The 13,010-nt window shown below is 69.9% G+C and carries 4 protein-coding genes and 1 pseudogene; 4 read left to right on the top strand and 1 reads right to left on the bottom strand.

What is annotated here, in order from left to right; genetic code table 11:
• Positions 1 to 182 precede the first annotated feature (182 nt).
• The 4 genes and pseudogenes from IEZ12_RS35880 (at position 183) to IEZ12_RS35895 (ending at position 11,653) form a co-directional block, all read left to right on the top strand.
• Positions 183 to 9,347, top strand: a complete 9,165-nt coding sequence (locus IEZ12_RS35880; protein ID WP_229848626.1) for a LamG-like jellyroll fold domain-containing protein — start codon at positions 183 to 185, stop codon at positions 9,345 to 9,347.
• Between the two features lie 49 nt (positions 9,348 to 9,396).
• The gene (locus IEZ12_RS35885; RefSeq protein ID WP_189278403.1) at positions 9,397 to 10,224 is read left to right on the top strand and encodes a hypothetical protein; all 828 of its coding nucleotides are present in this window, start codon (positions 9,397 to 9,399) and stop codon (positions 10,222 to 10,224) included.
• 542 nt (positions 10,225 to 10,766) lie between these two features.
• Positions 10,767 to 11,252, top strand: a pseudogene (locus IEZ12_RS35890) (DNA primase); the annotation flags it as partial.
• A complete protein-coding gene (locus tag IEZ12_RS35895; RefSeq protein WP_189278407.1) occupies positions 11,249 to 11,653 on the top strand; it encodes a DUF6009 family protein in 405 nt (134 codons plus the stop codon). The pseudogene IEZ12_RS35890 and the gene IEZ12_RS35895, both read left to right, overlap by 4 nt.
• Before the next feature lie 463 nt (positions 11,654 to 12,116).
• Here the strand turns inward: IEZ12_RS35895 and IEZ12_RS35900 are convergent, their stop codons facing one another.
• Positions 12,117 to 12,632: a GNAT family N-acetyltransferase gene (locus tag IEZ12_RS35900; RefSeq protein ID WP_189278409.1), complete on the bottom strand. Its 516-nt coding sequence runs from the start codon at positions 12,630 to 12,632 to the stop codon at positions 12,117 to 12,119.
• Positions 12,633 to 13,010 lie beyond the last annotated feature (378 nt).

The following is a 13,010-nucleotide window of genomic DNA, read 5'->3' on the forward strand; positions in this document are numbered from 1 at the left end:
GTCGATGGCTCGGCGACGGCTGGAACGGCCAGTCCGACATCGTCGGCGCTGACGTCACCGGCGACGGTGTCGGAGACATCCTGGCAGTCACCAACAACACAGGAGCCCTCAAGCTCTACCCAGGACGCGTCGGCACCACCCCGGGCACCGCGATCACCCTCGCCAGCAGCGGCTGGAACGGCATGACCGGCCTTGCCATCACGCCGCCGCTGGCCGCCGACGGCAAGAAGGACCTCGTCGCGGTCGACCCCGCCACGGGCACGCTCTACGCCTACCCGATAGCCTCCGACGGCTCGTCGATTGGCACCCGCACCGCGCTCGGCGGCAGCTGGAACGGTGTGCGCGAGCTGACCGGCGGCGACTTCAACCAGGACGGGCGCGGCGACATCGCCGCCATCGACGGCTCCGGCAACCTGCTGCTCTACCCCGGCAGCGCCAATACGACCCTCGGCTCCGCCACCCTCGGCAGTCCCGTCCAGCTCGGCACCGGATGGGACAACCTGCGCGACCTGACCCCGGTCAACGGCATCGCCGGCGACCTGGGGACCGACATCCTCGCCGTCGACAAGGCCACCGGCGTTCAGTACCTGTACCACTCCGGCAGCACCCCTAAGTGGTCTACGGCGGCGCGCACCACCACCGGCATGGCCGTCTACACCTCGCCCGCCGGCGAGTTCGAGACCCTCGCCGCCCGGGCCGGCGGAGGCTTCACCCTCGCCGACAAGACCGGCACCATGTACACCTTCGCCCAGCCGTCCGACACCGGGTTCCTGCTGACACAGATCACCGACCGCCAGCAGCACACCCAGGCGCTGCACTACACCGGGGGCAAGCTCGACACCGTCACCGACCAGGCCTCCGGCCGCGCCCTGCACTTCACCTGGACCACCGACGGCCGACACATCGCACAGGTCGCCACCGACCCGGCCGCCGCCGGCGACGCGAGTACGGCGCTCACCTGGACCTACAGCTACGACACCACCGACCCGGACCGGCTCGCCCAGGTCTGCACCCCACCCTCAGGCACCAACACCGCCCGCCCCTGCACCACATACACCTACGTCTCCGGCTCCCACCTGCGCTCGGCCGTCGTCGACGCCGGGCCCGTCTCCTACTGGCGCCTGGGCGAGGCCTCCGGCACCACCGCGAACAGCGAGACCATCGCCAACCAGGGCACCGACAAGGCCACATACTCCGCGCAGGGCATCACCCTCGGCACCACCGGCCCCGGCAACGGGTCCGCCGCAACCGCCGCGACCTTCGACGGCACCTCCGGCGTCGTCACCCTGCCCCGCAGCCTCCTGGACACCTCCGCCTACGCCACCGTCGGCCTGTGGTTCAAGACCACCGGCCAGGGCGTGCTGTTCGGCTACCAGACCGATTCCTTCCCCGCCGCGAACACCGTCGGCCCCTACACCCCGGCCCTGTACGTCGGCACCTCCGGCAAGCTCTACGGCGAACTGTGGAACGGCTGGGTCAACCCGATCGCCTCCACCACCACCGTCAACGACGGCAAGTGGCACTACGCGCTGCTGACCGGCGCCGGCGACACCCAGACCCTCTACCTCGACGGCAGCGCCCAGGGCACCCGCAGCGGTCAGATCGTCGCCCCCGGACAGCGCGTCGAGACGGTCGGCGGCGGCTTCACCGGCGGCATCTGGCCCGACGAGCCCTTCTACAACGGCAGCGACAACACCGGCCACGCCGGCTACTTCAAGGGCACCATCAGCGACGTCGCGTTCTACAACCGCACCCTCGGCGCCCCCGCCGTCGCCGCCCAATGGGCCGCCGCGCAGAAGCCGTCCGCCGAGCTCACCAACGTCGCCCTGCCCTCGGGCAAGACCAAACTCGCCGTCAGCTACGACACCGTCAACGACCGCGCCACCCAGTACACCGACCCCAACGGTGGCGTCTGGAAGCTCAACCAGCCCACCGTGGCAGGCTCCGAACAGGAGTACCGCAGCGCCGTCCTCGGCTCCCGCCCCGCCGGATACTGGCGACTGGCCGAGAGCAAGGCCGGCCAGGCCACCAACGCCGTCTACACCCCGCGCCCCACCCCGAATAACGGCACCTACTCCAATGTCACCCTCGGCACGGCCGGCCCGATGACCGGCAGCACGGCAGCCACCTTCGACGGCACCACCTCCTGGGCCGAACTCCCCGCCGCCTACACCCCGGCCGCCGGTGCCGGCGCGCTGTCTCTTTGGTTCAAGACCACCAGCCCCGGCACCCTGATCGGCTACCAGTCCTTCCCCATCGGCGGCACCCACAGCGTGAGCACCGACCGCTGGACACCCGCCCTGTACGTCGGCACCGACGGCAAACTCCACGGCCAGTTCTGGACTGGCGGCCCGGAGAACACCCTCGCCAGCACCACCACCGTCAACGACGGCAAGTGGCACCAAGCAGTGCTGTCCGCCGACAACCCCGTCAGCCAGACCATGTACGTCGACGGTCAGGCTGTCGGGACCTTCACCGGCCAGATCAAGTCCAACGGGCAGACGCACGTCTTCCTCGGCGCCGGCTACGCCGGACCGGGCTGGCCGTCCGCCCCGACCGATCCGTTCGGCCACTTCAACGGCCAGATCGCCGACGTTGCCGCTTTCGACCACGGCATCAGCGCTGCCGCCCTGTACGCCCAAGCCGCCAACGGCACGGCCGCGTACGACGGTGCCGTCGTCGACGCCCATCCGTCCGGCTACTGGCGCCTGAACGACACCGCCGGTAACCAGGCCGCCGAGCTGCTCACCTCCCAGGCCCTCGCCCAGAACCAGGGCACCTACTCCAACACCACCCAGGCCACCGGCGGCCCCTACACCACCGGCAGCACCACCACGGCCACGTTCAACGGAACCACCTCCTACATTCAGCTGCCCCCGGCCGCCGCCCCCCACGTCGGCAACACCGCCACCGTCGAGGTCTGGTTCAAGACCGCGAAGCCCGGCGTCATCTACGGCTACCAGTCCGACCCCACCGGCGGCGCGACCCCGGCCACCTACACCCCGGTCCTGTACATCGGCACCGACGGCAAACTCCGCGGCCAGATCTGGAACGGCGACAACACCAACACCGCCGTCTCCGCCACCGCCGTCAACGACAACACCTGGCACATGGCCGACCTCGTCGTCGGCTTCACGAACGGCTCCTACTCCCAGCAGCTCTTCCTCGACGGCAACGCCAGCGGAAACCCCGTCACCGGCCCCACCAAGTACAGCAGCCCCCAGTACTCCTACCTCGGAGCCGGAACCGTCACCGGCTGGCCCAGCCAACCCGCCGACAGCAACGGACACTTCACCGGCCAGATCGCCGACTTCTCCTACTACGGCTACGCCCTGGAGACCAACACGATCGGCCGTCACTACAGCTACGCCACCGCCCCCGCCGGCGAAGCCGTCAGCCAGTCGGCGAACTACCGCACCGGAGTCATCGATTCCACCCCCGAGGCCTACTGGCGGCTGAACGAACCCGTCGGCGCCAAGATCGTCCAGGACACCCTCGGCACCGCCCTGCCCGAACAGGGACACGGCACCTACACCAGCACCAACCTCGGCGTCACCGGCCCCTCCGGCAGCTCCGACGGCACCGCCGCCTCCTTCAACGGCACCACGTCCTCGCTCCAACTGCCCGGCACTGCCATACCCGTCCGCGGCCCCAACAGCATCGAACTGTGGTTCAAGACCAGTGCTGCCGGCGTGCTGTACGGCTACCAGTCCTTCCCGCTCGGCGCCGCCCACACCGGCGGGGTGGACCAGTGGAACCCCGCGCTGTACGTCGGAGTCGACGGCAAGCTCTACGGCGACCTGTGGACCGGTGACGCCGCCAACACCCTGATCTCAGGCAGCGCCGTCAACGACAATGTCTGGCACCACGCCGTCCTCGCCGGCGACGACAACGGCCAGACCCTCTACCTCGACGGCGCCAAGGCAGCGGGCAGCACCACCAAGCGCACCGTGTTCGCCAACGGCACCGCCTACGCCTACGTCGGTGCCGGCACCGCCGACGGCACCTGGCCCAACCACCCCACCAGCCCCGACGGGCGCTTCACCGGCACCATCGCCGAAGTCGCCTACTACCCGGCCGTGCTGAACGCAGACGCCGTCACCGCCCACTACAAGGCCATGGGCAGCGCCGCCGCCCAGACCAAGATCACCACCGCCACCGCCAGCGACCCGCTCTCCCACACCCTCACCTGGCGCTGGGACACCCGCACCGGCCAACTCACCGCCGTCACCGACGCCAACGCCGCCACCACCCGCTACGGCTACGACACCCACGGCTTCCTCTACACCGTCACCGACCCCGACGGCCACACCACCACCACCGGCCACGACGAGCGCGGCAACCCGGTCTCCACCACCACCTGCACCGACGCCGCACACTGCCACACCGCATACGCCACCTACTCGCTCGACCAGGCCAACCCCTTCAACCCCGCCAACGACCGACGCCTGACCAGCAGCGACGCCCGCGCAAAGAACGCCAACGACACCACGTACGCGACCAGTTACGCGTACAACGCACTCGGCGACCCCACCACCACGACCACCCCCGCCACCCCCGACTTTCCCACCGGCCGCACCGCCACCGTCACCTACACCGCAGGCACCGAGCCCGCAGTCGGCTCCACCGGCACCCAACCCCCCGCGCTCCTCGCCACCAGCACCGACACCGCCGGGGCCACCACCGCCTACGCCTACGACAAGACCGGCAACCTCACCCGCACCACCGCACCCACCGGCCTCGTCACCACCTACACCTACGACAACCTCGGCCGCCGCGCCGCCACCACCACCACCTGCACCGACTGCGGCCCCGCCGCCGCCAGCACCACCACCACATACACCTGGGACGGCCTCGGCCACCCCCTGACCCGCACCGATCCCGCCACCACCGACGCCGTCACCGGCACCGTCCACACCCGCAAGACCACCACCGGCTACGACTCGGACGGCAACCGCACCACGCAGACCGTCTCCGACACCACCGGCGGCGACAGCCCCCGCACCGTCACCTGGGCCTACAACACCCACAACCAACTCGCCAAGAGCACCGACCCGGCCGGCCGCGCCACCAGCTACCTCTACGACGCCGAAGCCCACCCCATCAACCGCACCGACACGGCCGGCACCTCCTGGAGCTACACCTACGACGGCGACGGCCGACTCCTGCGCACCGGCATCAACAACTACACCGGCAGCCCGCTGGACCCCGTCCCCTCCCGCTTCCAGATCCTGGAAGCCCGCGCCTACGACCCGGCCGGCCGCCTGGCCACCGTCACCGACGCGATGGGCCGCACCACCCACACCTACTACAACGACGACAACACCGTCGCCGAGACCGACCTCGATGCCTACCGCAACCCCGACGGCACCCAACGCACCGTCATCCTGCAGCAGAACACCTACGACGCCGCAGGCCACCTCACCCAGCAGACCACCGGCGGCGGCAAAACCACCGTCGCCACCGTCTTCGACGCCGCGGGCCGCACCACCTCCACAACGCTCGACCCCGGAGGCCTGAACCGCACCACCGCATACACGTACGACGCCGGCAACAACATCCTCACCAGCGTCCTGTCCGGCGGCGGCGAGAGCCGCGAGATCGACGCCACCTACAACAAGGTCGGCCAGGTCCTCACCCAGACCGTCAAGAACACCCCTGCCGACTCCGTCGTCAAGAACACCTACGACCAGCGCGGCCTCCCGCTGACCACCATCAGCCCCCTCGGCAACGCCACCGGCGCCAACCCCGCCGCCTTCACCACCTCCTTCGTCCACGACGCCGCCGGGCACACCGTGCAGTCCATCGCCCCGGCCGTCACCACGGACGTCTACAACCTCGCGACCGGACAGGCCCTCCGGCAGAGCGCCGCACCGATCACCACCGTCGGCTACAACACCTTCGGCGACCGCACCTCGGCCGAAGACCCCAACGGAAACATCACCACCCTCACCTACAACGCAGACAGCCAGGTCACCGCCACCGCCGCCAACACCTACACCGCACCCGGCACCACCACCCCCGTCACCCCTGTCACCACGATCGACTACGACCCGGCCGGCCTGCCCGCCACCCTCACCGTCGATCCGACCGGCCTCAACCGGGTCAGCACCATCAGCTACGACCAACTCGGCCGCCCGGTCCGAACCACCAGCCCGCCCGTGAACGGCACCACCCCGACCTGGACGACCTCCTACGACCTCGCCGGCGAACCGCTCTCCCGCACCGACCCCGCAGGCGCCGTCACCCAAGCCACCTACGACGACCTCGGCCGACAGAGCACCGCCACCGACCTGGTCCGCCAGCCCACCCCCGCCGCCTACACCACCACCCTCACCTACGACGATGCCGACAACCCCATCGCCGTCACCGACCCCAACCAGCACACCCGCACCACCGCCTACAACGCCGCCGACGAACCCGTCGCCACCACCGACGCCCTCAGCCACACCACCACCTACACCCGCAACCTCGCCGGCCAACTGCTGCGCACCACACTCCCCGACAACACCGCCACCACCCACGCCTACGACCGGGCCGGCCACGAGACCGGCACCGCGCAACTGTCCGACGACGGCACCACCGTGCTCGCCCGGACCGCAGCCACGTTCGACGTCGACGGCAATCGCACCTCCACCACTGACGAAATGGGCCGCACCACCACCTACACCTACGACGCCGCCGACCGAATCGCCCAGCAGACCCAGCCGGTCGCCACAGGCACCTCCATCACCACAGGCTTCGGCCACGACCCGGCCGGACACCTCACCCGCTACACCCACACCCGTACCGCCGGTGCCACTCCCGCCGACGTCTACTACACGTACAACTCGCTGGGCCTCGCCGAATCCACAGTCGAGCCCGCCACGCCCGCCTACCCCGACCCAGCCGACCGCACCTACACCCGCGCCTACGACGCCGCCCTGCAACTGACGGCGGAGACCCGGCCCGGCGGCACAGTCATCGGCTACACCTACGACGCCGACGGGCACCTCACCCAACAGACCGGCACCAGCGCCGAAGCAGCCACCGCCACCCGCACCTTCGGCTACGACCAGGCCGGCCGCCTCACCTCCGGCACCGTCGGAACCGCCACCAACACCTACACCTACGACGACCGGAGCCTGATCACCGCCCAGACCGGAACGGGCGGCCAGGCATCCTTCAGCTACGACGCGGCAGGCAACCTCACCGCCCGCACCGACGCCGCCGGCACCGCGGCCTTCGGTTACGACGCCGCCAACCGGCTCACCACCCAGAGCGAGCCCCTCACCGGCGCCCAACTCACCTACACCTACGACGCGGTGGACCAGCTCACCACGACCCGCACCGGCGGAACCGGCACGGCCACCCGCACCTACACCTACGACAAGCTGCACCGCCTCACCGGCGACACCCTCACAGGCCCTGCCGGTGCCACCGAGGCATCCATCACCTACGGCTACGACCCCAAGGGCCACCTCACCAGCAAGACCACCACCGGCCTCGCCGGCGCCGCCGCCAACACCTACACCTACGACTGGGCCGACCGCCTCACCTCCTGGAACAACGGCACCGCCACCACCGCGTACGCCTACGACAACGACGGCAACCTGATCCAGTCCGGTGCCACCACCTCCACCTACGACGACCGCGACCGCCGCCTGTCCACCGGTACCACCACCTACAGCTACACCCCCCGCGGAACACTCACCTCCGACGGCACCACCACCCGCACCTACGACGCCTTCGACCAGCAGACCGCCAACGGCACCACCGCCTACACCTACGACGCCTTCGGCCGCCTGGCCACCGCCGGCACCGCGACCTTCACCTACGACCGCACCAGCGACAACATCACCGGCGACGGCACCCGCGCCTACGACCGCTCACCCACCGGCGCCCTCACCGCCCTCACCACCCCCGGCGGCCCCGCCCTCGCACTCGGCGACCGCCACCAGGACCTCGTCGCCACCTACACCCCCACCGGCAACACCCCCACCAGCTCCACCGCCTACGACCCCTGGGGCAACACCCTCGCCACCACCGGCACCCCCGCCGCCATCGGCTACCAGGGCGGCTGGACAGACCCCGCCACCCACCTCGTCAACACCGCCACCCGCTGGTACGACCCGAGCGCCGGCGCCTTCACCAGCCGAGACACCGTCACTCTCGCCCCCACCAACGCCGCCACCGCAAACCGCTACGCCTACACCGCCGACGACCCCCTCGACGCCACCGACCCGTCCGGACACGGCGTCTTCTCCAACCCCTCGGGCGGCGGCGGAGCGATGGGCGGCGGCGGCTCGTGGAACTTCCCGCGCGTGGTCCCGCGCTACGGATCACCGGAAGGCGAAGGCAAGGCCAGGGAGGCCGAAGGCAAGGCAGAGGAGGGCAAAGCAGAGGAGGGCAAGAAGGGCGAGTCCGAGGCGGGGGAGGGAGAGGCGAAGCCGGAAACCAAGGGATCGAAAGCCGAACGACGCCTCCGCAAGCTCGAAGAACAACGCCGCACCCTCGAAATCCGGCGCAGCGCCCGATACCAGGCCGCCCGGCTACGGGCGGAAATGGACGAAAGCAGCTACGAAGCCATCGAGGCCGGCAGGCCGGTGTCCGAATGGAGCGACAGCGGCGACATGCCGCGCGGCGGCGACTCCCGCGGGATCCCCGGGAACCGCCCCTCCTCGTCCCCGTCCCCGGGCAAGGCAGCCAACACTCCGTCCTCGTCGCCCCGCCCCACCAACAACAAGTCGAGCAACCCCGACGCGAACAATACGATCGTCCACCCGAGCGGCGGCTCGTCCAAGGCCGACGGTTCGCCGACACCGACGGCGAACCCGGCAGCCGAAGCCGCGCCGGAGGCGAGCGCCGAGGCCGGTACGCCGAAGGGCTGTCAGATATGCAGTGGGCCCGGGGATACGATGCCGATCACCTACACGTGGGATCCGCACCGGACCGGATTGGACGGCCAGAAGCAGCGGCCCCTCGGGGACGAAGATGTGGTCATCACGCCTCAAGAGGGCTTGAGATTGCCCGAAGGGAATTACATCTTCGTTCGGACCAGGGACGGCGCGGTACGGGCGATGCAGATGGACTTCGAAGATGTGGGGACGGAGTCCATATCGGGGCCCGGTCACACTTCGCTCGCGGATACTGAACCCGTTCTGGCCGCAGGCGACTTCGAAATCGGGGCGGATGGTGAAGTTCTGTGGATAGGAAACGGGTCCGGTCACTATCGGCCGGGAAGCTACGCCAAGAACTACAACGAGAGTGACTATGTCGCACAAAAAAAGATGGTGATGGATGCGCTTCGCGACCTTGGGCTGGACGTTGAAAAAGCCCTGTGGGATCCCTGGCCGGTGGTGCACTAGTACTGTTGCTGTTTTGTCGGCCGTCCCGCTGTGAAGAAGGTTCTGGAGAATGGTTCACTCATCGTACTTCGCCACCATCCTGGCCCGACTGCTGAAGCACCGCGGGACGGAGCCGTCCGAACTCTCCTCGGCGTCCGGCTTGCCGGTTGCGGAGCTCCAGGGCATCCTCGCCGGTACACCACCGCTGGTCCCCCAACTGGACCTGCTCGCCCCGGCACTCGGCTTCCATGCGGCCGATCTCTATCTGATGGCCGGGATCGTGGTGCCGGAGGCTCTCGCACACCGAAGCCAGACAGGCTACGGGAAGGCGAAGCTCGTCGCGACGGCGAGGGTACTGCCGGCCGATCGGCTGGCCCACCTCGTAGACCTGGTCGAAGGCCTTCCGCGCGAGTCGCTCGAGATACTGCCCGCACCACCGCAGATCTTCGACCCCCGGACCGCGGGGTTCGGGGCCGTCCTGGTCAACCTCCTGTGGTACGGGCGAAACCTGCGAACGCGCGACATGGCCACCATCCTGGCCACTCTCACCGACCTGACACTGTCGGGCCCGACGATTCCGGCAGTGGGCACTGGCGCAGCCGCGCTGACTCCGAAGATCGCCGCAGCGTTCGCCACCGTCCTCGGCCTCCCGCCCGAGGACGTGATGGCGATGGCCGGGCTGCCCCTGCCGCACCCACCGGCCCGGACGGACCCGAGAGCGCCGGAGATGGCCTCGCTGCTCTGGCTCTGCCGCCACCTGACGAACGACCAGCTCCGCTCGGTCGGCCGGGAAGCGAATGCGATGCTCGTGCCAGTGCCGTCGGACGGCCGCCCCGAGGAGTGGCACCGTGTCTACTCCGTGGGCGACGTCTGGTGGGGTGCCCGGAAGAACTCGTGACGCGACCACGGCACTTGCCGGTGGGGTGCCGTCGGCAGGCGAACGGCCGCGCGAGCGGGACGAAGGCGCCACCGCGTCCCGGCGGCGGAGGGAGTGCCGAGGCTGCCACCTTCCGGTCCGGTGGCGGGTCGAAGGCCGGATCGTCCCCAGGTGGGGGCCCGCGGCGCGACGGTGCGTGACTCGGCCGTCGAGACGGCGACCGGCTCTGCCGGTGACTCGGCTCGGGCATGTGCCGCTGCGTTCGCACCCACCCCCAGCGGGGACCGTCCACGCCGCCCTGCGCGCCGGCTTGGACTCTGCGCACCTCGAAGGGGTGAAGGAGCACACCTCTTCCGAAGGGGGCGTCATGACGCCCGTTCGGCTCGCCCTGCAGCTCCTTGCCGAGGTCGTCGCGGACCTGGCCGGCCAGCTCGCCCGCGCCGTCCGTGACCTCGGTTCCGTCCTCTCCACCGCCCCGGCCGCCGTGGGTGCCGTCCGCAAGCTGCGCACCCCCAAGGCCCCGGCCCGCCCTCCCCGCCCCGGCCTGCTGCGGCGCGTGCCCCGTCCACTCCGGCGGCTTCGCGTTCTGGCGCCGCATGCGCCTGGTCCCCTTCGAACGCGTCGTCGCGGAGGACCGCAAGATCGACAACCTGGCGAGCCTCCTCGTCGCCGAAGAAGGCCCCGGCATCCTCGCCTGGCTCGTCGCCGGCGCCCGCCGCTACTTCTCCGGTGACAAGGACCTCACCGGCCCCCGGAGCGTCCAGCTCGCCACCACCGCCTACGCCGAGACCGAGGACAGCACCGGCCGCTTCCTCACCGACACCTGCAAGATCGCCGACGGGCTGCGCGCCGAGCAATCCCAGCTCTACGGCGCCTACAGCCGCTGGTGCGCAGAAGAAGGCGCCACCCCCGCGAGCGCCCGCGCATTCGCCGCACGAGTGCGCGAGACACTGGGTATGACCTCCCCGAAAGAGATGGTCCTGTCCAACTCCCGCAAGTACTGCCCAGGGATCGGCCTCCTTGTGGCCGACGAGGAGCCGCAGCCGTGAGCGCCCTGATCGACCCCGCCGACCTCGCCCACGAAACGGACATCGTCTGGCTCGAGGACACCGAGCACCTCGACTACGTCCGCCAGTCCCTCGAGCGACTCAAGTCCCGCAAGGGCAAGCCCCCCTACCACAGCGCCGGACGCATGGTCGGCTACGCCGTCCTCGGTCCCTCCGCCCGCGCCTCCCGGGCATCCGGCACCTTCCGACGCAGGGTCTTCTGGCTCCTGCCCCACGACCGGGACACCGAGCCCCGCGGCCTCTACGCCACCGGCGCCCCCTCCGAAGCCGTCGACCCCCGCACCATCGCCCCCACCGTCAAGGGCGCCAAGACCGAGCGCTCCCAGGGCGGCCCCGCATCCCCCGCGATGGTCGAACTCGGCATACTGCTCCCGCGCGCCTGACCGCCACAGCGGACCCGCCGTCTCCGAAAGCCCCTGACGGCCTCTCCGTCGGCCTCAACCCGCCCCTCGGCTCCGGCCGGCTCCGTTCGAACCGAAGATCGCCCCGCAGAAGGCGATCTAGGCTCTGGCGGAGCCGATCCGTTCGAGTCGGGCCTCGCGCGCACGCGCGCAGCCAGCCCGTCACCTGGCCTACGGCCGTTCAGGAGACGTCTCGACCCGCAGTGCCGGGTGACTCACGCTGTTCGTCCCGGTGCTGGAGTGCCGGTTCGGCTCGCGCGCGTAGCCACCTGTAGGTGGCCTTCGGCGTCCGGGAGGCGCTCGCCGCGACTTCTCTACTACTTCTCTTAATGGTGTCCGCGTGGTGGGTAGACCCCCGTCCGGCTGGTGGGTAGACCCCTGTCCGTGTGGTGGATAGACCCCCCGTCGGCGGCGAGTAATTGTCAAGACCTGTGGATGCGCGTGGTCAGCTGATTGCCAGCTGCCATGTGATCTCTCGGTCGTGCCACTGGTCGGTTGGAGTGAGTCCGGCTGCGGTGGCGACGGCGCTGGATGCCTCGTGGTCGGGGTGTATGTGAGCGATGACCGTGTGCACCGAGTGCTTTCGGAGCCAGGCGACAAGGCCTTGGGCGGCTTCGGTGGCGATGCCGCGCCGCTGCCATGGGGTTCCCACCACCCAGGCGATCTCCGCGGCAGCTCCGCGATCGTCGGCGGTGATCGTCGCCTGGACCGTGCCGGCCAGACAGGCCGCGTCGCGGAGCTGGATCACCCAGTTGCACCAGGATTCGGCGGGGTCGGGCGAGCCGGCCGCCCAGCGTTCGTAGCGGGCACGCAGGGACTGGGCGCTGTCCGGAGCGCCCCCGATGAAGGTGTGCAGGCCGGGATCGGACAGCACAGCGGCCATCTCGTCGGCGTGCTCGGCCTGCAGGGGCAGCAGGGTCAGCCGGTCGGTGTGGATGGTTTCGGACTTGAGCGCGGTCACGCTGCCTCCTGGTCGGAACGTTCGACGAGTATGCCGCGTTCCAAGCGGGCGCCGGCCCGGACCAGGGCGACCAGGTGGGAACCCCGACCCCACCCGCCTCCTGGTCGGCGAAGCGCTGGAAGCCCCCAGATCACCCCCGACGCCCGCGCCGCAGGCCCCGCAAGATCGGCAACACCGAGGCGTGGCGTCGACGCACCATCAAGGCTGTCCCCGATCAGGAAGAGCAGTTGATTCGGAAGTCACTTGCAGAGACAGCCATGTAAGGGCTGGTTTTTCGGAGTTAGCGTCCGAAAAACCAGCCCTTAGAAGTCATCTCATTTGGATAGCTAGACTCTGGGCGTGCTGATCGTGGAGCGTCTGGTGCCGGACGAGTTGTGG

The organism is Kitasatospora griseola, assembly GCF_014648555.1.
Lineage (GTDB): Bacteria > Actinomycetota > Actinomycetes > Streptomycetales > Streptomycetaceae > Kitasatospora > Kitasatospora griseola.

What these genes read in the sequence shown, in the direction of transcription:
- IEZ12_RS35880 (WP_229848626.1), top strand. Translation starts at nt 183, where the DNA reads ATGACCGGCCTTGCCATCACGCCGCCGCTGGCCGCCGACGGCAAGAAG.
- IEZ12_RS35885 (WP_189278403.1), top strand. Translation starts at nt 9,397, where the DNA reads ATGGTTCACTCATCGTACTTCGCCACCATCCTGGCCCGACTGCTGAAG.